The sequence below is a fragment of the Streptomyces sp. ML-6 genome (assembly GCF_030116705.1).
Lineage (GTDB): Bacteria > Actinomycetota > Actinomycetes > Streptomycetales > Streptomycetaceae > Streptomyces.
This window is the reverse complement of record NZ_JAOTIK010000002.1, coordinates 463,163-486,220: the sequence shown is the minus strand read 5'-3', so window position 1 is coordinate 486,220 and position 23,058 is coordinate 463,163. Positions and strand designations below refer to the sequence as shown.

The 23,058-nt window shown below is 70.8% G+C and carries 21 protein-coding genes and 2 pseudogenes; 17 read left to right on the top strand and 6 right to left on the bottom strand.

The features are described 5' to 3' along the window. Positions 1 to 431 precede the first annotated feature (431 nt). From OCT49_RS36135 to OCT49_RS39975, 3 genes and pseudogenes are all read left to right on the top strand, one after another. Positions 432 to 1,055: a hypothetical protein gene (locus OCT49_RS36135; RefSeq protein WP_283856390.1), complete on the top strand. Its 624-nt coding sequence runs from the start codon at positions 432 to 434 to the stop codon at positions 1,053 to 1,055. Between the two features lie 149 nt (positions 1,056 to 1,204). Further along, complete coding sequence (locus OCT49_RS36130; protein ID WP_283856389.1) at positions 1,205 to 1,585, top strand: hypothetical protein; 381 nt, start codon at positions 1,205 to 1,207, stop codon at positions 1,583 to 1,585. A gap of 71 nt (positions 1,586 to 1,656) precedes the next feature. Continuing rightward, a pseudogene (locus tag OCT49_RS39975) lies at positions 1,657 to 2,028 on the top strand (IS5 family transposase); the annotation flags it as partial. A 108-nt stretch (positions 2,029 to 2,136) separates the two neighbouring features. Here the strand turns inward: OCT49_RS39975 and OCT49_RS40250 are convergent. After that, on the bottom strand, positions 2,137 to 2,415 hold the full coding sequence (locus tag OCT49_RS40250) for a hypothetical protein (protein ID WP_502963517.1): 279 nt from the start codon (positions 2,413 to 2,415) through the stop codon (positions 2,137 to 2,139). 664 nt (positions 2,416 to 3,079) lie between these two features. Here OCT49_RS40250 and OCT49_RS39965 point away from each other — a divergent pair. Continuing rightward, complete coding sequence (locus OCT49_RS39965; protein WP_349632841.1) at positions 3,080 to 3,436, top strand: hypothetical protein; 357 nt, start codon at positions 3,080 to 3,082, stop codon at positions 3,434 to 3,436. Positions 3,437 to 3,871: 435 nt separating this feature from the next. On the opposite strand, the gene OCT49_RS36120 is transcribed toward OCT49_RS39965, so the two are convergent. Then, positions 3,872 to 4,399, bottom strand: a complete 528-nt coding sequence (locus OCT49_RS36120; protein WP_283856767.1) for a sugar O-acetyltransferase — start codon at positions 4,397 to 4,399, stop codon at positions 3,872 to 3,874. Positions 4,400 to 4,513: 114 nt separating this feature from the next. Here OCT49_RS36120 and OCT49_RS36115 point away from each other — a divergent pair, with 114 nt between their 5' ends. Then, positions 4,514 to 5,443, top strand: coding sequence for a LysR family transcriptional regulator (locus OCT49_RS36115; protein WP_283856388.1), 930 nt, complete (start codon positions 4,514 to 4,516; stop codon positions 5,441 to 5,443). Between the two features lie 63 nt (positions 5,444 to 5,506). On the opposite strand, the gene OCT49_RS36110 is transcribed toward OCT49_RS36115, so the two are convergent. Continuing rightward, positions 5,507 to 6,643, bottom strand: coding sequence for an MFS transporter (locus tag OCT49_RS36110; protein ID WP_283856766.1), 1,137 nt, complete (start codon positions 6,641 to 6,643; stop codon positions 5,507 to 5,509). A gap of 689 nt (positions 6,644 to 7,332) precedes the next feature. On the opposite strand from OCT49_RS36110, the gene OCT49_RS36105 reads away from it, so the two are divergent. From OCT49_RS36105 to OCT49_RS36060, 11 genes and pseudogenes are all read left to right on the top strand, one after another. Further along, positions 7,333 to 7,668 (top strand): YnfA family protein, encoded by a 336-nt coding sequence (locus OCT49_RS36105; protein ID WP_283856387.1) that lies wholly within the window; start codon positions 7,333 to 7,335, stop codon positions 7,666 to 7,668. Between the two features lie 309 nt (positions 7,669 to 7,977). Then, positions 7,978 to 8,292, top strand: coding sequence for a rhodanese-like domain-containing protein (locus tag OCT49_RS36100; RefSeq protein ID WP_283856386.1), 315 nt, complete (start codon positions 7,978 to 7,980; stop codon positions 8,290 to 8,292). Between the two features lie 107 nt (positions 8,293 to 8,399). Then, positions 8,400 to 9,788, top strand: coding sequence for an MBL fold metallo-hydrolase (locus tag OCT49_RS36095; protein WP_283856385.1), 1,389 nt, complete (start codon positions 8,400 to 8,402; stop codon positions 9,786 to 9,788). Positions 9,789 to 9,969: 181 nt separating this feature from the next. Then, positions 9,970 to 10,551, top strand: a complete 582-nt coding sequence (locus tag OCT49_RS36090) for a rhodanese-like domain-containing protein (RefSeq protein WP_283856384.1) — start codon at positions 9,970 to 9,972, stop codon at positions 10,549 to 10,551. 109 nt (positions 10,552 to 10,660) lie between these two features. Beyond that, entirely contained in the window at positions 10,661 to 10,903 is a 243-nt protein-coding gene (locus OCT49_RS36085) for a metal-sensitive transcriptional regulator (protein ID WP_349632852.1), read from the top strand. A gap of 214 nt (positions 10,904 to 11,117) precedes the next feature. After that, positions 11,118 to 11,993: a MurR/RpiR family transcriptional regulator gene (locus OCT49_RS36080; protein ID WP_283856382.1), complete on the top strand. Its 876-nt coding sequence runs from the start codon at positions 11,118 to 11,120 to the stop codon at positions 11,991 to 11,993. 445 nt (positions 11,994 to 12,438) lie between these two features. Next, positions 12,439 to 12,900 (top strand): annotated as a pseudogene (locus OCT49_RS39960) (NAD(P)-dependent oxidoreductase); the annotation flags it as partial. A gap of 54 nt (positions 12,901 to 12,954) precedes the next feature. After that, positions 12,955 to 13,347, top strand: coding sequence for an NAD-binding protein (locus OCT49_RS39955; protein WP_349632851.1), 393 nt, complete (start codon positions 12,955 to 12,957; stop codon positions 13,345 to 13,347). Beyond that, the gene (locus tag OCT49_RS36070; protein ID WP_283856380.1) at positions 13,344 to 14,906 is read left to right on the top strand and encodes an aldehyde dehydrogenase family protein; all 1,563 of its coding nucleotides are present in this window, start codon (positions 13,344 to 13,346) and stop codon (positions 14,904 to 14,906) included. Before OCT49_RS39955 ends, OCT49_RS36070 begins: the two co-directional genes overlap by 4 nt. Before the next feature lie 8 nt (positions 14,907 to 14,914). Next, the gene (locus tag OCT49_RS36065) at positions 14,915 to 16,252 is read left to right on the top strand and encodes an amidohydrolase (RefSeq protein WP_283856379.1); all 1,338 of its coding nucleotides are present in this window, start codon (positions 14,915 to 14,917) and stop codon (positions 16,250 to 16,252) included. Next, complete coding sequence (locus tag OCT49_RS36060) at positions 16,249 to 17,772, top strand: DUF3100 domain-containing protein (RefSeq protein WP_283856378.1); 1,524 nt, start codon at positions 16,249 to 16,251, stop codon at positions 17,770 to 17,772. The genes OCT49_RS36065 and OCT49_RS36060 overlap by 4 nt, the downstream gene beginning before the upstream one ends. Positions 17,773 to 17,952: 180 nt before the next feature. Here OCT49_RS36060 and OCT49_RS36055 read toward each other — a convergent pair whose 3' ends face one another. The 3 genes from OCT49_RS36055 to OCT49_RS36045 all read right to left on the bottom strand — a co-directional run bounded on the left by OCT49_RS36055 (position 17,953) and on the right by OCT49_RS36045 (position 21,603). After that, positions 17,953 to 18,858, bottom strand: a complete 906-nt coding sequence (locus OCT49_RS36055; protein WP_283856377.1) for a PaaX family transcriptional regulator C-terminal domain-containing protein — start codon at positions 18,856 to 18,858, stop codon at positions 17,953 to 17,955. A 496-nt stretch (positions 18,859 to 19,354) separates the two neighbouring features. Further along, positions 19,355 to 20,854, bottom strand: coding sequence for a DUF4246 domain-containing protein (locus OCT49_RS36050; RefSeq protein ID WP_283856376.1), 1,500 nt, complete (start codon positions 20,852 to 20,854; stop codon positions 19,355 to 19,357). Between the two features lie 125 nt (positions 20,855 to 20,979). Continuing rightward, positions 20,980 to 21,603, bottom strand: a complete 624-nt coding sequence (locus OCT49_RS36045; protein ID WP_283856375.1) for a DJ-1/PfpI family protein — start codon at positions 21,601 to 21,603, stop codon at positions 20,980 to 20,982. Positions 21,604 to 21,691: 88 nt separating this feature from the next. Here OCT49_RS36045 and OCT49_RS36040 point away from each other — a divergent pair, with 88 nt between their 5' ends. Continuing rightward, entirely contained in the window at positions 21,692 to 23,029 is a 1,338-nt protein-coding gene (locus tag OCT49_RS36040; protein WP_283856374.1) for an aminotransferase-like domain-containing protein, read from the top strand. Positions 23,030 to 23,058: the final 29 nt, after the last annotated feature.

Genomic DNA, 23,058 nt, shown 5'->3' with positions numbered 1-23,058 from the left:
CTCGACATCAGACGCTGCCGGTTTTCGGATATTCGACCGGAAGTGAAGTGGCGACAAAGCTGTGTTCGCGCCCCTGCCGGACGCCCCCGTCGACTGCGCGGTTCGGTCGGGGTCCGGCGGATGTATCGGGGCATCGAGGGTTACGTGACCGTGGTCGGCGAGGCCGCTTGCTTCGGATGTTCGACGGGTCCGCGCCGTCGCCCACGGTCGGCGAACCGAGTGGTGTGCCCCCTGCCACCTCTGCCACGAGGACGGTGACGGTGACACGTTCGTGCCGGAGCACTGGCAGTCTCCATGCGACGTGCCCGATGCATTCGAGATGAGGTTCGCCCCGCGCCACATCGAAGCCGCTCGCCGGGTGAAGCCCGAAAACGGCACCGATCGCCGTGGAGTGCCGGGCCGGGGCAGGCGTGTCGGCGAGGGCGCTTACCATGCCGGTCCGGCTCCGAAGAGGCCGACTCAGCGGCTCACCAATCGACGACTACACCACCGATATCTGGTTTGTCGATGGCGACCTGCACGTACCCGGCGACCTCGACCTGGCACAGGAGCGCGTCCACCTCTTGGTCGTGCTCGGCGATCTGGTCGTCGACGGCGCGTACGGCGATAGCGGCTATCCCGAGTCGTTTGTGCTGGTGACCGGCAACATGCGGGCACGCGACATCGTGACCGCCGGTTGGCTGGAGGTCCACGGCGACCTGAGTACCGATCGGCTCATCGGTGATGGCAACGACTGCTCCGCCTCCATCGGCGGCGATGTCCACGCCCGGCTCTTTTGTGGCGAAAACCATCACTTCACCATGGGCGGCGCGCTCATCGCCGACGCGGTGATCGGTGAGCCGAGCCTGGAGATCGCGATTCCACCGACCGTGATCGACCTGGATGACCCCCGCATGCTGGACCATTTCGACCGCGATCTACTGGAGGTGTACGACGACGAAGACGACAGCGGCAACGAAATCACCTGTGTAGAAGGTTTCGACGACTTCAGCGAGCTGAAGCGACGCGTCAGCGCAGGGCTACCGCTCCGAACTAGGGCGCGTATCGAGTCGTGATCAAGCGGTGGTTCTGGTGAGGTCTTTGATCCAGATCATTGCGCCGCGAAGGTGGAGGCCGGCGAGGTAGCTCGCGGGAGTCTTGTCATAGCGAGTGGTGACGCCTCGCCAGGCCTTCAGCTTGTTGGTTGGGTAGGCCGCGCGGCGAGGTGCCTGCTCTGGCAGGCGAGCTCTCCAGTGATCCGGACTTCCTCTCCTCGCACCTGCCGCTCTGGGCATCGATGGAATACCGGGCCGTTGGCAGCGGGGAGGAGGAGTTCGCCGCCTTGGTGGGTCCGAACATCGGCGAGATCTGGTGGTCGAGCTTGATCTGGCCTGACGTACCGGACTGTGGTGTCTACGGCGAAGCCGACAACGCCCGGGTTTCGCTGCTGTTCAACTGCCGCGCCCAGGGCCTCGACAAGTGTTCCGATGACCACACCGTGCTCGTCCATGTGCGCCGCAGGAATCGCGACGGTTCCGCGGAACGGCACACCTCCTGGCTGGCAGAGCAGATCGGCCAGTCCGTCATCGGCCCACCACAGGAGTAGCCCCCCGAACGAGCCCAGCCGCTCCAGGTCGATCACGTGACTGCCCCGTCTTTTCGTCGTTCGGGGTGGAGATGGAGCGGGGTGATCTGAGCGATGCGGAGTGGGAACGGCTGCGACCGTTCCTGCCGGTCAGTAACAGGCGTTGGGGCAGGTGGCGGGATCACTGGCAGGTGATCAACGGGATTCTGCACCGTGTACGGACCGGGGTGCAGTGGCGTGACCTGCCCGAACGGTTCGAGCCGTGGAAGACGGTCTACGAACGCCATCGGCTGTGGTCGGCCGACGGAACCTGGGAACATCTGCTCCAGCAGGTCCAGGCCGCAGCGGATGCGGCGGGTGAGATCGACTGGGATGTCTCAGCCGACTCCACTATCGTGCGGGCGCATCAGCACGCGGCCGGTGCCCGAGCCGACCCGCCGCCAGCTCCCTCACCAAAGGGGGAATGCGGCGACAGAACACCAGGACGAGACGTCGTGGCAGAGCCTCCTTGCCCGCCTGGCGGAGGTGGTGCCGGAGGGTGGGGGCCTGGGCCGCTCGCGCGGCCGAGCGTCTCACCTCCGCAGGCCGGTCGATCGGTTCCGCCCGGACCCGAGCGGTTTCGACCGTCCGGGCGAAGCCCTTTGAGGGCGGGTGGCGGAGCGTGCCGGGTGCCGACGGTGTGGTGGTGCGTGCGTACGGACGTCGAGCCGGCCGAGACTGTCCCAGTCGATCTCGTCGGCCGCGTCCGCCTCGGCCCGGATCCGCCGGAGGAGCATTCCCCACGTTCCGTCCGCCGACCAGCGGCGATGCCGCTCGTGCACCGTCTTCCACGGTCCGTACCGCTCCGGCAGGGCTCGCTACTGCACGCCCGTGCGTATCCGGAACAGCACCCTGTTCACGACCTGACGGTGGTCCCGCCACCTGCCCCAACGTCTGTTGCTCACCGGCAGAAGCAGCTCCAGGTGCTCCCACTGGGCATTCGTCAGGTCACTCCCACTCCCCATAGGCGTATCAACGACCCAACGGGGCGGCAGCCGCGGCCAGGAGCGCGAGGAGGACGATCCACCCTCCCTTTCCACTCTCTGCCAACCGCCCGGCGAAGACAAGACTGCAATTTTTGCTGTCAAACCAGGAAAATCGTTCCCGAGCGGAGGTTTGCCCCGCTCTCCAACGGGAGGACATCCATGTCAGACGTCTGGGATCCGCATGGCAGCCTGCGGCGCGCGTTGTGGATCGGCGGCGCACAGTGGTCCGGCAAGACCACTGTTGCCGAACTCATTGCCGTAAAGCATGGATTGACGGCATATCACTACGACTATCACGACGCCCGCGGCCACCAGGATCGCCGGATCGCGCGTCGTGTCGCCCTGGGGGAGCCCGTGGAAGATCCCACCCCCGACCAGGTCTGGCTGGACCAGGGCCCGGAGGCGATGGCTGCCGAGACGCTGGCCGGCTTCCCGGTCCGCTTCGAATGGGCGTTGGACGACCTGCGCGCACTGTTCACCGGCCGGCCGGTTGTTCACCGGCCGGCCGGCGATCGCCGAGGGATGGGGGCTGCGACCGGAGCTGGTCGCGCCGCTGCTCGACTCACTCCGGCGAATGGTCGTCCTCGTCCCCACCGAGGACTTCCGCCGGCACCAACTCCGGACCCTCCCGCGCGCGGGAACCCTCAACGCCCCTGTCACTGACCCGGTTCGCGCCCAGGCCAACCGTCTGGCCCGTGACCGGCTGGTCGCCGAGGACGCAGCACGGAACGCCCGCCGCCTCGGCATCCGCGTCATCGAAGTCGACGGGACGCTCGACGCGGTGGCTGTGGCGGCAGAGGTCGCCGAGCATTTCGCGCCCTACCTCGGCGCGGCGACGGCTGCGTGATCGCTCGGGCCAAGAGGTTTCCGCTGTTGACCGCCAGGACAGTGCCTACGGCCACACACGACAGCTGAGCCTCCGCTGCAGAACGGGGTGGGGCGAGGTTTGTTCGCCGCCGGACCCCGGGGCGCGGCCACCCGGCCCCCGGCGTCCGGCCCCCGGCGTCCGGCCCCCGGCGACCGGCCCCCCTCGTCCAGCAGGCCACCACGTCTTCCGGCGACCGCTCCTGCCATGCTGCAAAGTTGTGGTGCCGGCCCCCGTGGACCACGTCCAGCACGGTACGCCTCTGGGGCTTGCCGCGTGGCCGACCTCCCAGGGGCGTACCGCTGTCGGCGTTTCAAGGGCGGTGGTGGTAGATGGGGGCGGTCAGCCGGGTATGATGGACCGTCAGGGTTGGAGTGCTGACGTGCTGCTCGCCCCGGACCGGTGGTCCGGCCGGGCTCAGTCGATCGTCTTGATGGCCCGGGCGGGAACTCCCGCGACCAGGGTGTGGGCAGGAACATCACGGGTGACTACCGCGCCTGCGGCGACCACCGTGCCGGCGCCGATGGTCACTCCCTGCGTGATCGTTGCTCCCGCACCGATCCAGACGTCGTCCTCGATGACGATCGGGGCGAGGGAGAGGTACTCGCGGCGCTCGGCGAGGGGCAGAGGGTGTCCCCCGGTGATGAGATTGACCTTCGGGGCGATCATGACATTGTTCCCGATGCGGATCCCTCCCTTGTCCATGAACGTGCATCCCTGGTTGACGAAGACGTTCTCCCCGAACGTCGTGTTCAACCCGCACTCGGTGAAGAACGGCGGGTAGATCGTCACCGACTCCGGGAGCGGGCCGCCGAACACAACAGAAAGCAGTTCGGCACGGCCTTCGGCGTCGCTGAACGGCAGCACGTTCAGCCGGGACGTCGCGTCGGTCACCTCCATGACCCGTTCCACATGGCGTGCGAACTCGGGCTTCCGGACATACATGATCTGTTCTGTGCGAGTGGACATGCGCTGATCCCACCACCCCGAAGAACCCACGATCAAACAACCTCGAGACCGGTCGGCGACAACCAACCGTTGTGAAATTAGGGTGGGAGGGTGGATGTTGAAGCGATGCGGACGTTCGTGGCCGTCGCCGAGACCGGCCAGTTCCGGGCGGCGGCGGACGAGCTCGGGATCAGCCAGCAGGCGGTCTCCAAGCGGATCGCGACCCTGGAGAAGCACCTCGAGGTCACCCTCCTGGTGCGTACCTCCCGCGGCTCCCGGATGAGCCCGGACGGGCAGGTCTTCCTGCCGCACGCCAAGAAGGTCCTGGCCACCGTCGAGCAGGCCGAGCAGGCAGTGCGCCCCGGCAGCCGGCCCTTGCGCATCGACGTCCTCAACCGGCGCATTGCTCCTGCCCAGGCCGTCTACCGGTTCCACCGCTCCCATCCCGGGATGAACCTCGACGCCGTCACACTGAGCAAGGAGAACGCCGCGCAGGCCACCCATGCGGTGCTCGACGGGACTGTCGACGTGTCCTTCCGTGCTCTGCCGGCAGGCCAGGTCCCGGCCGGGATCAGCGCCGAACGACTCCTGGACGGACCACTGGAGCTCCTGGTCGGCCCCGGCCATCCGCTGGCGGACGCGCCCTGGGTCAGGCCTGCGGACCTGGTGGGCCACCGCATCTGGATCCCCGGGATCAGACCCGGCACGGAGTGGGCGGCGTTCTACCAGGCGCTGTCCGAGACCTTCGGTCTGAGCATCGACGCGCTCGGCCCCCACTTCGGTGACGAGGCCCTGATGGACGCGCTGGCCGACTCGGCCTCGCCGGCCACCCTCGTCGGCAGCGGGGACCGGTACGTGTGGCCCCGGCCCCACGACCTGCGACGCATCCCGTTGCGCGAACCGACCCCGGTGTACACGCACATGCTGCTGTCCCGTACCGGAGACCGGCACCCCGTGCTGACCGCGCTGCGCGACCATCTGCGCACCTCAAGGCCGCGCACCCCGGACAACGTGTGGGCACCGGACTGGACAGACCGCTGACCAGACCACAGACGGCTGACCAGACCGCTGACCACAGACGGCTGATTCAACGAACAAAAAATCCTAGGCCGAGGCCCTGCTCCGATGGTTCTGGCCGGGCAGGAGCCGCCCGCCGAGCAGCAGCACCGCGCAGGCCCCGACCGCCAGCAGCCCGCCGACGAGGAAGGTGCCGCGCACATCGGCGAGCGGCAGGACCAGCCCCCCGAGCGCGGCGCCCGCCGCGAGGCCGGCGTTGTAAGCGCCGGAGTTCGCCGCGAGCGCGATGTCGGTGCGGCCCGGTGCGCAACGCAGCATCTCGTTCTGGGTGGCCATGAACACCGGTCCGAGCGCACCGCCCATCAGAGCCAGGAACACCACCGCCGCCACCGGATGGGGACCGGCGGCGTACAGGCCGAGCATGCCCACCACCTGCACGGTCACGGCGGTGGTCAGCGCGGACTGCGGGAAGCGGTCCAGCACCGCCCCGGTGATGCCCACCCCGGCCAGACACGCGATGCCGAAGAGCATGAGCAGGGCGCTCACCGCGCTCGGGGAGAACCCGCTCACGTCGCCCAGGAACTTCACGATGTAGGTGAACCCCGTGAACGCCCCGGCGGCGGACAGGGTTCCCGCCGCCAGCACGATCCCGAACCTGCGGGCGTCGGGATTCGTCGCGTAGGCGGCGGATTCCTCCTCCGGGCGCGAGGTCGGCAGCAGCACGGCGACCGTCACGAGGGAGAGAAGCCCCAGGGCCGCCGGTATGCCGACGGGCACCTCCCAGCGGCTCTGCTGGCCCAGCCAGGTACCGGCGGGAACACCGAGCACGAGGGCGAGCGAACCGGCGACCGACAGCGCCCCGACCACACGTCCGCGAACCGAGGGCAGGAACAACCCCACCGCGACCGGCCCCATCACGGCCCAGAACAACGCCTGGGCGAGTGCGGTCAGCAGCCGTGCCGCGAGGAGCAGCCAGTAGGAGGTGGCCAGCGCCGCGACGAGACTGGACACCACCAGCGCGGCCAGCACCCCCGTGAGCACATGCCGCCGGGGCACGGCCCGCATGGCGTGGGCGAGCGGCAGGGACGCGACGGCCACCGTCACGCCGTACCCGGTGACCAGGAGACCGACCGCCGACGTGGACACCTGCAGGCTTTCGGCGATGAGTTCCAGAAGGCCGACCGGCAGGTTCTCCGCGGTGTTGAAGGTGAACGCGGCGAGCATCAGCACCGCGAGCACCGCGAACCTGTGCCAGGAAGCCGGTCGCGTCGCGGCAGCCGGTCGCGTCGCGTCCCTGCGGTCCTGCTCTGTTCCGGCCTGTCGGGCCTGCTCCGTATCACCGTCCATGGAAGCACCCCACTGCTCCCGCACGTCCCGCCGCAACCGAATTTGCCCGTCGTACGGGGGTGTTCGAACGAATCGAGTCGATGTCTCCAGTCGGTGAGTCGGCCGATCCCGGGCAGAAAGCGTCCGGTGCGGGCGGCACAGGTCTTGTACGCGGGGCCGTGCACGCCGGTGAGGTACGGCTCCTCGACGACCCGGACCTGGAGTCGGACCGCAGTGACGAGGGCGGCCAGGGCGAGGAGGGAGATTTCGTTCGGTACGGTCGGGACCAGGCCCGTCGCGGTCATGGCCATGGCGGTGAAGACGGGATTGCGCACGTGCGCGAACAGTCCGCCGGTGACCAGAACGGTCCGTCCGCCGGGGCCGACGCCGAAGCCGACGCGCCAGGAGGTCCCATGTTCGTCTGCGTGGCCAGGGTGGCCGCCGTCCCCGCCGGTGTGATGCCCAGCCCGGCCCTGCTTCCGCCCTGTCCCGTCCTATCCGTCCTGCTTTCGCTCGCCCCGCTCCCGCTTACCGTTCCGTTTTCCGTCCACTTTTCCGCTTTCTCACCCGTCAGAAGGTCCTGCGCTGTGCTCGTCGCCCGTTCCGTCGCCCTGTTCGTCGTCGCCGCCCTGTTCGAGATCGGAGGCGCCTGGCTGGTGTGGCAGGGCATCCGCGAGCACAAGGGCTGGATCTGGATCGGCGCCGGTGTCATCGCGCTCGGCCTGTACGGGGTGGTGGCCACCCTCCAGTCCGACGACAACTTCGGGCGCATCCTGGCCGCGTACGGCGGGATCTTCGTCGCGGGGTCGATCGTCTGGGGCATGGTCGCCGATGGCTACCGCCCCGACCGTTTCGACGTCATCGGTGCCCTGGTGTGCCTCGCCGGGATGGCTGTGATCATGTACGCCCCGCGCGGCCACTGACCGGCCGGGCGCTGCTCGGTGATTCACCGGGCGGCGCCCGGGCGCACATCGCGCGCGAGCGAGGGCGACCGGCGGCCGGCGACCGTCGGCCGGGTGCTCGACGACGGCGACAAGCGGTGCGGTTGCGCAGAGCGGGAATGTGTATGTGCAGGCCAGCATACCCCCGCCCGTATTTTCCCGAAGGGGGAGGCGTTTCGGGTTCCCTGGTGAGTGGATACCCAGGGGGGTATTTGACTTCTTGTGCGGGGCGACTTACGGTCGAGTACATAAATACCCCGGGGGGTACTCGAGAGAGCGAGGGATGCCTCGATGTGTGAAGTGGACCTGGAGGTCTTCGCCGCGGAACTGGCCGCCGGCGCGTTCGTCATCGACGTCCGTGAGCCCGACGAGTACCTGGCCGGGCATGTGCCGGGTGTCCACAGCGCACCGCTGTCCGCGTTCGACTCCGTCCCCTACGCCCTGCCCACGGGCGGGCCGGTGTACGTGATCTGCGTGAGCGGCAACCGGAGTCTGTGGGCCGCCGCGCAGCTCGTGGCCCGCGGGGTCGACGCGCTCTCGGTCACGGACGGCACCGCGGGCTGGGCCCGGACAGGCCGGCCGCTGGTGAGCGGCGCGGACGCCTGATCGCCCGAGCCGGCCGGTCGGCCGGTCCCGTCCCAGGGGGCGCGCCGCCCCGTGACCCAACCTTTCGCACCCGCCGCGGGTGAGTGTTCCTCAGGAGGGAAATCGCCGTGTTCTTCACCCAGTACTACCTCGACTGCCTCTCCCAGGCGTCGTACATGATCGCCGACGAGGGGACCGGTCGGGCGGTGGTCGTCGACCCGCGTCGTGACGTCTCCGAGTACCTGGCCGACGCCCGCGCCCGGGGCCTCACCGTGGTCGGCGTCATCAACACCCACTTCCACGCCGACTTCGTCGCCGGCCACCTGGAGATGGCGGACGCGACCGGCGCCTGGATCGGCTACGGCCACCGCGCCGAGACCGAGTACCCCATCCGCAAGCTGGCGGAGGGCGAGCGGATCTCCCTCGGTGACGTCACTCTGGAGATCATGGAGACCCCGGGACACACCCCGGAGTCGATCAGCGTCCTCGTGTACGAGCGGGCCGACGACACCGTCCCGTACGGCGTCCTGACCGGCGACGCGCTCTTCATCGGCGACGTCGGCCGCCCCGACCTGCTCGCCTCCGTGGGCGTGACCGCCGAGGAACTGGGCGGGATGCTCCACGACAGCGTCCAGAACAAGCTGATGTCCCTGCCCGACGAGGTCCGCGTCTTCCCCGCGCACGGCGCCGGCTCCGCCTGCGGCAAGAACCTCTCGACGGAGAAGCAGTCGACCATCGGTGAGCAGCGCGCCACCAACTACGCCTGCGCCCCGATGGGTCGCGAGGAGTTCGTCGCGCTCGTCACCGCCGGCCAGCCCGCCGCGCCCGGCTACTTCGCCTACGACGCGGAGCTCAACCGCAAGGACCGCGTCCGCTACGACGCGACGGCGGCGACCCGGCCCCTGACGCTGGAGGAGTTCGCCGGGCTGAGGGAGGGCGGTGCGGTCGTCGTCGACGCCCGTGACCCGCAGGAGTTCGCCGCCGGGCACCTGCGCGGCGCGGTCAACGTGCCCGCCGACGGCCGGTTCGCCGAACAGGCCGGCACCGTCCTCGACCCGGCCGGCGAACTGGTCGTCATGGCACCGCAGAACCGCGAGGAGGAGGTCGTCACCCGCCTCGCCCGCATCGGCTTCGACCGGGTGGCGGGCTACCTGCGCAACCCCGAGGACGCCCTCAGGGCGATGGAGGACGAGGTCACCCCCGCCAGCCGCCTCACCGCCGCGCACCTGAAGGCCGCCCTCGCCGGCGACAACCCGCCCGTCGTCGTGGACGTCCGCACCTGCGGCGAGCGCGAGGCCAACGGCTTCATCCCCGAGGCCCTGCACATCCCGCTGAGCGAACTGGCCGCGCGGGCGGCCGAACTCCCCACCGACCGGCCGCTCGTCCTGCACTGCGCCGGCGGCCACCGCTCCTCCATCGCGGCCAGCCTCCTGCGCCACCGCGGTGCCGAGGACGTCTCCGACATCCTCGGCGGCTACGCGGCCTGGGCCCTCGCCGCGGAATCCACCGGCGCCTGACCGCCCGCGAGCCGCCGGTCGACGGCTCCCCAGGGGCGTACGCCCCACCCGGGCTCGTACGTCCCCCGCTCAGGTCCGTACGCCCCGCCCGGGGCCGTACGCCCCCGTGCCCCAAGCCCGCACAACCCCCTCGCATCCCCTCGTATACCCCCGTGGGTATATCTTCCTTCCGGAGTCATGCATGAGTGCCGAGCGCACCGTTCAGTCCATCACCCCTGCCGTACTGCGCAAACTCACCGAGGAAGGCCGTGCGCCGCGTCTGCTGGACGTGCGCACCCCCGCCGAGTTCCGCACCGCCCACATTCCCGGCGCGTGCAACGTTCCGCTTCACGTCCTGCGCGAGCACCGCGCGGAACTGCTTCCCCACCTCGACGAGGACGTCGTGCTCGTCTGCCGCTCGGGAAGCCGTGCCGCCGGGGCCGAGCGGCTGCTCGCCGAGGCCGGCCTGACGAATCTCCGCGTCCTGGCCGGGGGCATGAACGCCTGGGAGGCGGCGAGCGCGCCCGTGGAGTGGGGCCCCGAGCGCTGGGACATGGAGCGCCAGGTCCGCCTGGTCGCCGGGTCGATCGTCCTCACCACCGGTCTCGTCGGCATTCTCGTGCCCGGCGTCCACCTCGTCGGAACGGCGGTCGGCGCGGGCCTGACCTACGCGGCGATCAGCAACTCCTGCGCCATGGGCGTCCTGCTCTCCAAGCTCCCGTACAACCGCGGCCCCCGCACCGACATCGGCGCGGTGATCGCGCAGCTGCGGGGCGCGCGGTGAGACATTGAAGCACCCCCGGCGTCACTGGGCGCCGGAAGGCCCCGGGGCATCACCGGGCACCGGGAGGGGGAGTGGAGGAGGAAAGTCCGTGCAGGTGGACGAAGAATCGATGAAGCCCGTCCTGAACCGGCTCCGCCGGGCCCAGGGGCAACTGGCCGCCGTCATCGCCATGATCGAGTCCGGCCGTGACTGCGAGGACGTCGTCACCCAGCTCGCCGCCGTATCCCGGGCCCTGGACCGGGCCGGCTTCAAGATCGTGGCCGGTGGCATGCGTCAGTGCCTCGTGGGGGAATCGGACGCCCCGCCCATGACCCAGGAAGAACTGGAGAAGCTTTTCCTCGCCCTCGCCTGACGGGTTTCGAGCCCGGCCGGTACAGCCCTTGTACCAGCCGGGCTCGGGCGTTCCCGGGCAGCGGCACGGTGGTGGCACGGCGGCAGTGCAGCGGCGCGGTGGTGCGGGCTCGCTGTCCGCAGCGGAATCAGGGGTTCCTGCAAACGCAATTGCGAGGTACGGTCCTGCAAACAGGTTTGCAGAATGCTGCGTCTCGTACCAGGGAGCAAGGCCCGTGTCCGCATCGCAGAACCATGACCCCACCGACGGCGACGGCCAGTGGCTGGGCGACGCCCTGCCCGACGTGCCGTTGTCCAAGGCCCAGGCCCGGGTCGTCGACGTCATCGTCCGCAACCCGCAGCTGTCCTCGTACGCGGAGATCGCGGAGATCGCCGAACGGGCGGACGTGAACAGCTCGACGGTGGTGCGGGCGGCCCAGACGCTGGGCTACCGGGGCTGGCCGGATCTGCAACGCGAGTTGCGGGCCCGCTACCTGGTGCACATCTCCACCGAGGAGACCCTGACCGAACACGGCGAGCACCGCAGCCCGCTGCACGACTCCCTCACGCACGACATCGAGAACCTGCGCCAGACCCTGGAGAGCAACTCCGCCGCCGACGCGGAGGCGGCCATCGCCACCCTGGCCTCGGCCCGGTCGATCCTGGTGGTCGGGGCAGGCTCCTTCGCCGGTCCGGCCACTGTCATGGCCCACCTCGGCTCCACCATGGGCTACCCCGTCACACTGGAGAACCGGGCCGGTGTCCACCTGGCGACCGCCGTCAACTGTCTCGGTCCGGGCGACGTGCTCGTGGTCGTCAACATGTGGCGCTCCATGAAACAGATCATCGTCGCCGCCGACGCGGCCCGTGCGGCGGGCGCCACGGTGGTGGCGATCACCGACATGCGGCGTGGCCGGCTCGCCACCTCCATCGCCCACCACCTGCTGATCGTGCCGTCGGAGGGCATCTCCTTCTTCCAGTCCGTCACGGCCGCCACCTCGGTGGTCTACGGACTCCTCGCCGGCATGCAGACGGCCCGGCCCGAGCGCAGCCGCGCCGCCATCCGCCGCACCCAGCAACTCTGGAAGGACCTGGACGTCTACCTCGACTGAACCGTTCCCCCTCGTGCCGCGCGGACGTCCGATCCGGTCCGCGCGGTCGGCAACATCCCAGACACAACCCCGAGCACAACCGATCCCCGCACAACCCCTGGCCACCCCCCAGCACAGTCCCCTTCCGGGCGGCGCGCCCCATCCCTCGCGGCCGCCCCCCGCCGCACCCGCTCCCGCGCCACCCGACCGGTGCCGCCCCGGAGCCCGAGCGCCTGCACACCTACGTTTCTGTGTGCCTGCGCGCCTTTCGACCCACCCCTTTCGATGCCGCGTGCGAGCGCCGGCCGCGCCGGTCGCGCCCGTCGTGCCGATGGCCTTGCATCCCGGACCGGCCCCTTCCCGAGGGCCGCTTCCCAAGGCCCGCCGGGACCACTGAGAACCGTTTCCCCCGGGCCGCCGAGGCCCTTTCCCCGGCCTCGCCCGGGTCCGTACGCACACATCCCCTCATGACAGGAGCACTGAACTGATGAGCAAGCACATCGCCGTCGTCGGCCTCGGCTCGATGGGCGGTGCCATGGCCGCCACCCTGCTGCGTGCGGGGTGGCGGGTACGCGGATTCGATCCGGCGCCCGCCGCCCGGTCCGCCGCCGGGGAGGAAGGCGTGGAGGTCGTCGAGGACCTCGACCGGCTGGCCGGTACGCCCTACGTGCTCCTGTCGCTGCCCTCGGCCCGGGTGGTCGAGGCGACCGTGCCCGCTCTGCTGGCGCGGCCGGGCACACGCGCCGTCGTCGACACCACGACGTCGGAACCGGGCACGTCCGCCGAGGTCGCGGCCCTCGCGGCGGAACAGGGCGTGGCCTTCGTGGACGCCCCCGTCTCGGGCGGCCGCGAAGGCGCGGCCGCCGGCCGGCTCACCGCGTTCGTCGGCGCCGAACCCGACGCGCTCGACGCGGCCCGGCCCGTCCTGGACGCGCTCACCGGCGGCCGGTACCGCCACCTCGGCGCCCCCGGCGCCGGAAACGTGGTCAAGCTCCTCAACAACGTCCTCGCGGCGGTCAACCTGGTCGCGGTCGGCGAGGCCCTCGCCGTGGCGAAGGCGTACGGCGTCGATCCCGCCGCCGCGGCGGCGGGCATCAGCGGCGCGTCCGGCGCCAGCAAGGCGTCCGCGGCGATGTACCCGGACTGGGTGCTCACCGGTACCTACGACTCCGGCTTCGCCCTGGGACTCATGGCCCGGGACGCCGCACTCGCCGTCGAGACCGCCGGGCGGCGCGGGGCGACCCCGCACCTGCTGGCCGCCGCCAGCCACATCTGGCAGGAGGCCCTGGCCGCGCTCGGCCCCGACGCCGACTTCACCGAGATCGCCCGCACCGTAGCCCCCTCCCTCACCTCCGAAGGAGCCACCGCAGCATGAGCACCACCACCACTGCCTTCCCGTCGGCCCCGGGCACGTCCGGCGCCGCCACCGCCCGTGCCGCTCTCGACGCCGCCTTCCCGCAGGGCCTCGGCTCGTTCGTCGACGGCCGGGTCGTCACCGGTGGCGGCGAGAGGGTGCACCTCACCGCCGCCGCGACCGGAGAGGGCTTCGCCGACTACGCCGATGCCGGGGCCGAGGGGGCCGACGCCGTGCTGGCCTCCGCCGTCCGCGGGGCCGAGGTGTGGGCCGCGACCGACCCGTTCGAACGGGCCGCGATCCTGCGCGAGGTGGCCCGGACGATCGGCGCCCACACCGAGGAACTCGCCCTCCTGGAATCCGCCACCACCGGAAAGCCCGTACGCGACACCCGCGCCGAGGCCGCCAAGGTCGCCGAGATGTTCGGCTACTACGCGGGGTGGGCGGACAAACTGCTGGGCCACACGATCCCCGTACCGGGCAACTGGCACACCTACACCGAACGGGTCCCCTGGGGTGTCGTGGTGGCCGTCACCCCGTGGAACGCGCCCCTGTTCACGGGCGGCTGGAACTCGGCCGCACCGCTCGCGGCCGGCAACGCCGTCGTCGTCAAGCCCAGCGAGTTCACCCCGGCCTCCACCCTGCGGCTGGCCCAGCTGGCCCACCGGGCGGGGCTGCCGGACGGGGTGTTCAACGTCGCCACCGGCCTCGGCACCACCGTCGGTGCCGCCCTCACCGCCGACCCCCGGGTCGGCAAGGTGTCCTTCATCGGTTCGGTCGCCACCGGCCGCCGGGTGGCGGTCGCCGCGGCGGGTGCCGGCATCCCGACCGTCCTCGAACTCGGTGGCAAGAGCGCCAACATCGTCTTCGCCGACGCCGACCTGGACCGGGCGGCCGACGGCGCCGTGTCGGCCGTCTTCTCCGGAGCGGGCCAGTCGTGCGTGGCCGGCTCCAGGCTGCTCGTGGAGCGTTCCGTGCACGCGGAGTTCATCGCGCGCGTGGCCGAGCGGGCGTCCCGGCTGAGGCTGGGCGACCCCCTCGACCCCGCCACCGAGGTCGGCCCCATCATCACCCGGCCCCAGTTCGGCACCGTCACCTCGCTGATCGAGGCCGGGCTCGCCGGAGGCGCCCGTCGGGTGACCGGCACCCGGCTGCCCGACCGGCTCACCGGCTCGGCACTGGCGGGCGGACACTGGGTGCCGCCCACCCTGCTGGACGGGGTCACGCCCGCCAACCCGCTGGAGACCACCGAGGTCTTCGGGCCGGTGGTCGGCGCCGACGCCTTCGACACCGAGGCGGAGGCCGTCGCCCGCGCCAACGCCACGGACTTCGGCCTGGCCGGGGCGGTCTGGACCCAGGACGTCGCCCGCGCCCACCACGTGGCACGTGCCGTGAAGGCCGGCACCTTCTGGATCAACGCCTACAAGACCATCCACGTCGCGGTGCCCTTCGGCGGCTTCGGGGACTCCGGGCACGGCCGTTCCTCCGGCCCCGGAGTGCTGGACGAGTACACGCAGACCAAGGCCGTCTGGACGCCCACCCGGGCCGCCGGCGCCCCGTTCCCCTCCCTGAGCTACTAGGAGACACCGTGGCCACGAACCATCTCACCAGTTCCACCAGCCCCACCAGTCCCGCCGAGACCGGCCCTGCCAACGGAGCCGAGACCGGAGCCGGCACCGGAGCCCACACCGGAACTGAGACCGGAGCCGGCACCGGAGCCGATGTCCGCAACCGGCTCAGGGCCGGCACCTCCACCGGTGTGTCGGACTGGCAGGACCGCGTGCTCGAACTGGCACGCACCCTGCACGCCCACCCCGAGACCGCCTTCCAGGAGACCGGGGCCGCCGCCGCGATCACCGAACTGCTCGCCGGGGGCGGGTTCACGGTCGAGCACGGCACGGGCGGCCTGCCGACCGCGTTCACCGCCACCGCGGGCAGCGGCGAGCTGACGGTCGCGCTCTGCGTCGAGTACGACGCGCTGCCCGAGATCGGCCACGCCTGCGGCCACCACCTCATCGCCGGCGCCTCGGTGGCCGCCGCACTGGCCCTGGCCCCGTACGCCGACGAACTCGGCATCACACTGAAGGCGATCGGCACCCCGGCCGAGGAGCACGGCGGCGGCAAGGCGCTGCTGCTGGAGGCCGGCGCGTTCGACGGAGTGGGCCTGGCCCTGATGGTCCACCCGGTGCAGGACGGGATCGGCCACAACCCCGCCGGCAGCACCTCGCAGGCGGTCGGCCGGTACCGGGCCGTGTTCCGGGGGCGCGCTGCGCACGCCGCGGCCGCACCCCACCAGGGCGTGAACGCCGCCGACGCCGCCACGCTCTCCCAGGTGGCCGTCGGTCTGCTGCGCCAGCAACTGCCGGGCGACCAGCGGGTGGCGCTGTTCGTCTCCGAAGGCGGTGCCGCCACCAACATCATTCCCGAGCGGGCCGTCGTCGACTTCGAGTGCCGGGCGTTCACCCTGCCCGAGTACGGGACGCTGCTGGAGCGCGTCCGGCGGTGCTTCGAGGGCGCGGCCCTGGCGACCGGCACCGAGCTGACCGTGGAGGCCACCGAGCCGCTCTACGAACCGCTCGTGCAGGACGAAGCACTGGCGGGCTTCTGGACGGCGGCCATGGCCTCCTTCGGGCGGGACGTCACCTCCGGCGGCCGGCTCGTCGGCGGCTCGACCGACATGGGCAACATCAGCCAGGTCATCCCCAGCCTGCATCCGTGGCTGAGCATCCCGGGAGCCGAGGCGCCCATCCACTCCCACGCCTTCGCGGCCCTCGCCGACACGCCCGTGGCGTACGACATGATGCTCGAGGCGGCCCGCGCCCTCGCCCGGACCGTCGTGGACGCGGCGCTCGACACCGAACACCGGCCGCGTTTCGTCGCCGCGGCCCACCGTCGCGACGGCGGCGAGGGGGTGGTGACGACATGAGCGCCCCCACCACCGGCCTCGAGGACCGCGTCGCCGGGCCGCGTCAGACCCTGCCGATCGCCGCTCTCGCCCTGGTCATCGCCCTGGTCGTGCAGGCCGTCGGGCAGCTCGACATCGACCTGGGCGTCGGTTCCGTCATCGTCTTCCCCATGGTGTGGGGGCTGATCCTGGGCCTGCTGGTGTCGGTCCAGAAGGTCCGCCCCCTCGGCATCCGCCTCCAGAAAGTGGCGTCCGCGCTCGTCGGCGTGGCCGTGATGCTCCTCGTCGCCCGGCTCGCCTTCAACATCGGCCCCAGCCTGCCGACGCTCGTCAAGGCCGGGCCCGCGCTGCTGCTCCAGGAGATCGGCCACCTCCTGGGCACGGTGGCGGTGGCCCTGCCGCTCGCCGTCCTGCTGCGCCTGGGCAGGGCCACGGTCGGGGCCACCTTCTCGCTGGACCGCGAGCCGTCCTTCGCGATGGTCTCGGAGAAGTACGGGCCGGACTCCGACCAGTACCGCGGCGTCCTGGCCATGTACGTGTTCGGCACGATGTTCGGAGCGGTGTTCATCACGCTCCTGACCTCGCTGGTGTCGAACTGGAACATCTTCGACCCGCTGGCCCTCGCCATGGGCGCCGGCGTCGGCTCGGGTTCGATGATGGCCGCCTCCTCGGCCAGCATCGTGGCCGCCTACCCGGGGCACGAAGAGGCCATCCTCGGCATGGCGGCGGTGTCGAACCTCATCACCACCATCCTCGGGGTCTACGTGGGCATCTACGTGGCACTGCCGCTGGCGGACCGGTTCTACCGCTTCCTCACCCGCCGCCAGAGCACCCGCACGCCGGGGACGACGCCGCCCGAAACCTCTGACGCCCCGGCCGTTTCGGCTGCCCCCGGCGCGCCGGAAGCTCCAAATACTCCCGACGCCCCGACCGCGTCTGCCGTCCCGACCGCCCCGGGCGTCCCGACTGGCCCGACCGCGTCTGCCGTCCCGACCGCCCTGGACGTCCCGACTGCCCCGACCGCTTCTGCGGCCCAGGCCGTCCAGAAGGACGACGCAGCCGCGAACCGCGCCTTCCGGGAGGAAGTCGCCGCCGCCTCGGACGAGATCAGGATCCCGCTCGGGCTCTCGCTCGGCGTCCTGACGGTGCTCGGCCTCGGCACCGCCTCCGTCGCGGCCGGCACGATCGGCTGGGACATCGTCGGCGGCTACGCCGTGCTGCTGGGCCTGGTGCTGCTCGGCCTGTTCCTCGCCAAGGTCAGCCGGAAGGTCTCCGCGATCGTGTGGGTCACCACGGTGGGCGCGTACGTGTCCAGCCCGTGGTTCTTCGCCTCCGACAGCCTCAACGGCCTGGTCGGCTCGGTGGACTTCCTGTCCATCGCCACGATCATGCTGACCCTCGCGGGGCTGTCACTGGGCAAGGACCTGCCGCTGCTGCGCCACATCGGCTGGAAGATCATCCCGGTCGGACTCGTCGCGATCACCGCCTCGTTCCTGCTCTCGGCGGTGATCGCGGAGTTCACCCTCGGCGTGTGGGGCTGACCTTCGCCGGTGCCGTCGATCCGTACGAGCAGGACCGGGGCTCCGGCGCGGTGGCCGCTTCCTCGCAGCCGTCCTGCCGGACGCAGCCGCCCCGTTCCGTACCGTTCCCTACCGCGCCGTACCGTTCCCCACCGTCCCGTACCGTTCCGCACCGAACGGTACGGGACGGGACGCCGGGCATCAGGCCCGTTTGTCGGGCGCGGGGAACGCGTCGTCGTAGAGGCAGAACACCCGAGGCAGGGGCGCGGAGGCGTCCCGGGCCGCAGGGAGCGTGCGCAGGGCGGCCCAGCACTCCTGGGCGAGCCGGCGGGCGCGGCTGCCGGCCCAGGGCCGGGGCAGCAGCTCCGGAGGCAGCAGTGGATCGGGGGTCATGGCGTGACTGAACACCGCGGCGAGCTCCACGGCCAGGGTGAGCCGCTCGGCCCCGGACAGCTCCGTCCCGCGGGCCAGCCGGTCGGCGCAGGACTCGGCGAAGGCCGCGAGGAGTTCGTGCCGGGCGGCGATCGTGTCCAACGGCCAGATGGCGGCGGCCAGTTCACGGGGATCGGTGGTGTCCCCGATGTGCAGGTCGGTACTGGTGAGGAAGGTGACGGAGTCGAGCACGTCGAGCTGACGGGCCCGGCCCCCGACCAGGTCGGCGATGGGATTGGCGGCGACGTACAGCCCGCCCTGGATGGGCGCCGCGCCCAGGTGCAGCAGGGTTTCCCGCAGTGTGTCGCGGACGGCGCGGCGCGCCTCCGGGACCGCGAACGCGAAGAGGTGCCACGTACCGTCCCAGGGCGCGAGCCCGCGGTCCTGCCGGTACGCGTGGCGGACGTGGTCGGCGTCGGGGGCGACGGCGCCGGTCGCGGCGTCGGCCACGGCCCGCAGCACGGCCTTGCGCCCCCGCCCCTCCTGGAGGAACCGCCCCTCGGCGACGAGGCGTTTGATGCACAGCCGGACCTGCTGGTCGGTCATGCCCAGCAGTCCTGCGACGGCGTAGAGCTCACCGGCGTCGACGGTCCCGTCCTCACGGACCAGGGCGTGCACGAGCAGCCGCGTGGGGATCTCCGGACGCCACACGGGGTCCGGCTGCGGGTGGGTCATCGGGGGTTCCTCCGCCCAGGTCGTCGCGGGTGACGGGGTGATGCATGGTGGTGACGGCTCCGAATCCCATCAGTGTTCTCATGAGCGGGGTCCGCCGGGTGCGCACGGCCTTCCTCGGTGCGACCGTCGCACGTCTTCGTAGCTCACCGTCCATCGGCCATCGGCCATCATAATGCGCTCGTTTTCCGTACGACCGTTTTTGATTCAGTAGATTCAAGGTGTTGTGAAGGTCCGCCCCCGTACGGCGGTGCGGACCGCGGGGGCGCTGCTCGGGTCGACCTCCGCACTCGCGCCCGCCGGCGCCGCACCCTGAGCGCCGATGTTCCACGGCGCTCAGGGTGTCCCGCTGGTTCCGGCACGGCACGAGGCCCGAGACCCACCGGGACACGGGCACGGGTACGGGGACGGGAATCGCGTCAACGCCCTCGCGAGTACGGCCGGGTTGTGGTCGGCGGCCGTGCGTCAGCCGTTCACCGGGAAAAGCGAGGGCGAGGGTTCAGTGCTCGCACAGGGAGAACGGTCGCGCGTAGAGCTCTTCGTTGTGCTCGGCGATGAAGAACTTGCGTTCCTGCATGAGTTGTTCGCGGTATTCCTTGGCCTGTTCCAGCGTCATGGTCGAGGTCTCCGCCCACGGCTGCTGCGGCGGCACGTCGGAGGTCGAGACGATCCTTTTCGACGGGTCGACCAGGAAGAACGCGAGGATCTTGCGGTGGCCGGGCGCGGTGGGGTCCGCGAGGCGGAACGAGCCGACGCGGTGCTGCAGGACGTTCGGGAACGCCAGGCAGCGGCCCGCCGGGGTCGATGCCGATCCCAGCAGCTGGTTCAGCGGGTCCTCGTTCGACAGCCCGTAGGCCTCGCTCACGCCGGTGTCGTCGTTCTGTTCGTAGTCCGGGTCGTCGAGTGCCGCCCGGAAACTCAGTTGGCTCTCGGTGATGTTCTCGCTGTCCCAGTAGTAAATTCCGGTCGAGACGATCCGTTCGTTCAACATTCCCTCGACATGCCAGGAACCGCCGGAGTACTCGGGCTTCTCCGGGGTGAGGTGAATGGTGGCGAGCTTGACGATGACCTGGAGGCGACGGCCGCGCAGGTCGATTCGGGCGGAGTCGTCGGGCAGTGCGGGCGGGACGAATTCCGGGGCGTCCGGGATGACCGGGCGGCGGTCGTACCACCAGTTGTCCTCGGCCTTCTCCCAGGCCGCGTAGGCCTCGTCGTCATCGTCGTCGACGGGCTCGACCGGCTTGCCCGGGGCCTCGTCGTACCACGTGTAGGGATTGACGTCGATCCGCGGGGGACGCGGATTGCGCAGATCGGTGAGCACGTTCTCCAGCAGTGGGCGCATGCGCGCGAACAGGTCCGGCAGGACGGAGGCGAGCTCGGCGTGAGCCACGGGATGGACGTTGTTGACGTACGAACGGAAGACGACGTCGCCGTCGTCACCGACCTCGACATCCGTGGGCAGCCACTGGAAATTCTTCGAGAATTCGTACTGTGACCTGCTGGCCTCCGAGCTCCTCCAAACCTCCTCGGGCGCTCCGCTCGCCTGCCGCACGAGGCAGAACAGCGAGGGATGGACCAGATCCAGCACCTGGCCGTCGGAGCCCGGATGCCAGTCCTTCTCCGCTTCGGGAACCTGCTCCAGGGCCCGGACCGCCTCGCGCAGCCGGGACCTGAGCTCTTCGTCGATCAGCGTGTCCGACTGCCACACCCCGTCGACGGCGGACACCTCGATGCCGGTTCGCTCGTCCCGCAGCCCGGCGTAATGCCTCAATTCGGCGAGCACATAACGAATCTGGGCTTCGGTCAGACCCTGGTCGGTCGCTTCTTTCGTCCACTTGGCAACGATTTCGGCGTCGTTCATCTTGTCGAACCACCCCGATTTCGCCCGGATGTGGGCGCTGCACTGCATCATCTCCAGTTCCCGCAGCGTTCGGGGTTTCTTGAACGATATTCCGTAGGAAGCAAAAAAGGGCAGTGGGAAAGCGGACAGGCCGGTCAATTCTCTCGATCCTCCCAGTTGATGTTCAGCGGCCGGAAGGATACTTCAGCGGACTGACACCGCAGCCGTGACCGCAGCCGCAGCCGCAGCCGCAGTTGCAGTTGCGGTCGCGATCACAGTCCTGGTCATGGCCGGTGCGGGTGGGGCGCGGGCAGGTAAGGGGTGATGTTGCGCCAGGCGCGCTCCATGTACTCCTCCTTCTCGCCGACCGGGGCGACATAGTGCAGTGCGCCGTCGGCGGCCTCCTTGCCCGCGAGGCGGGCGATGATCCAGGCGGCGAGGTAGTGCGAGGCCAGGCAGCCGCCGGCGGTGGCGATGTTGCCCTTGGCGTGGAAGGGCTGGTCGAGCACCTCCACGCCGGCGGCGACGACCCAGGGCCTGGTGATCAGGTCGGTGCAGGCGGGGACGCCGTCGAGCAGGCCGAGCCTGGCCGACACGAGCGCGCCGGAGCACTGCGCGGCGATGAGCTGGCGCGAGGGGGCCAGGCCCCGCAGGACGCTCATGATCGCCGGGTCCTCGACGACCTCGCGGGTGGCGATGCCGCTGCCGATGATCACGGCGTCGGCGGCGCACGCCTCCTCAAGAGTGGACATCTGCTCGATGACCACTCCGTTCATCGACGTCACCCTGGGGCCCGGGGTGGCGAGGGTGACGCGCCAGTCGTCGGCCCTGACGCGGTTGAGCACACCGAGCGCGATCAGGGAGTCGAGTTCGTTGTAGCCCTCGAAGGTGAGGATGGCGATGTGCACGACGGCTGTCCTTCCGGGTGGGTGGGCCCCGACGGTAGGAAGCCCTGAGCAGGACAGTCAAAGAATTGTCATGGGTACAATCCGGCGCATGGCAGTCCCGCGGTACAAAACACTGGTCGACGCGTTCGCCGCCGACATCCGGACCGGGCGGCTCGCCGCGGGCGTACGGCTGCCGACGCACCGCGGACTCGCCGCCCGTGAGGGCATCGCCGTGGTGACCGCGACCCGGGTGTACGCCGAGCTGGAAGCGATGGGTCTGGTGAGCCGGGAACAGGGCCGCGGCACGTTCGTGCGCGACATCGCGGTTCCCGCCGGTCACGGCATCGACCAACAGGCCGTCGCCACCGACGCGGTCGACCTCAACTTCAACTGTCCGTCGCTGCCCGGACAGGCCGGCCTCCTCCGGCAGGCCCTGCGCGAGGTGGCCACCTCCGGCGACCTCGAATCGCTGCTGCGCTACCAGCCCCATCGAGGGCGCCCCCAGGACAGGGCCTCGGTCGCACGGCACCTGAGGCGCCGGGGAATCACCGCCGACGCGGACCGGGTCCTCATCGCCAACGGTGCGCAGCACGGCCTGGCCATCACCGTCATGGCCGCGCTCGACGCCGGCGACGTCGTCGCGGTCGATGCACTCACCTACCCGGGTTTCAAGGTGCTCGCGCACGCCTTCCGGCTCGACCTGGAGCCCATCCCCGCAACCGCCGACGGCCCGGATCTCGACGCCCTCGAAAGGCTGTGCGCGACCCGCCCCGTGCGCGCGATCTACACCATGCCCACCTTGCACAACCCCCTGGGCCGGGTCATGTCGGCCCCCGACCGGATCCGCCTGATCGGGATCGCCCGCCGGTACGGCCCGCTCATCATCGAGGACGCCTCCTACGCCTACCTGGTCGAGGACCCGCCACCGCCTCTGGCCACGACCGCGCCGGACATCACCGTCCACGTCTCGGGACTGTCCAAGAGCGTTGCCACCGGCCTGCGGGTCGGCTTCGTCGTCGCCCCGCTGTCCGTGGTGCCGTCGCTCGAACGCGCGATTCGGGCGACCACCTGGAACACCCCGGCCCTCACCACCGCGCTCGCCTGCCGCTGGCTCGACGACGGCACGGTGGACCACTTGGAGGCGCGGAAACGGGACGACGCCAAGGCGCGCCAGGCAATCGCCGGACAGGAGCTGGCGGGGCTCCCGCTCATAGGCCACCCCTCGTCCTACTTCACCTGGCTGCCGCTGCCCGACGACGCGCGCGCCGATCGTCTGACCGCCACCCTCGCCCGTCAGCACATCTCGGTGGCCACGGCCGAGCCGTTCACCACCTCGGCCCACACACCACAGGCGATCCGCCTCGCCCTGGGCTCGACCGATCCGGACAGCCTCCGGTCGACGCTGCGTACGGTGCGACGGGTCGTTGTCGAGGACGCCTACGCCTGAACTCCTCCGGGGAGCCGGCTGCTGCCCAC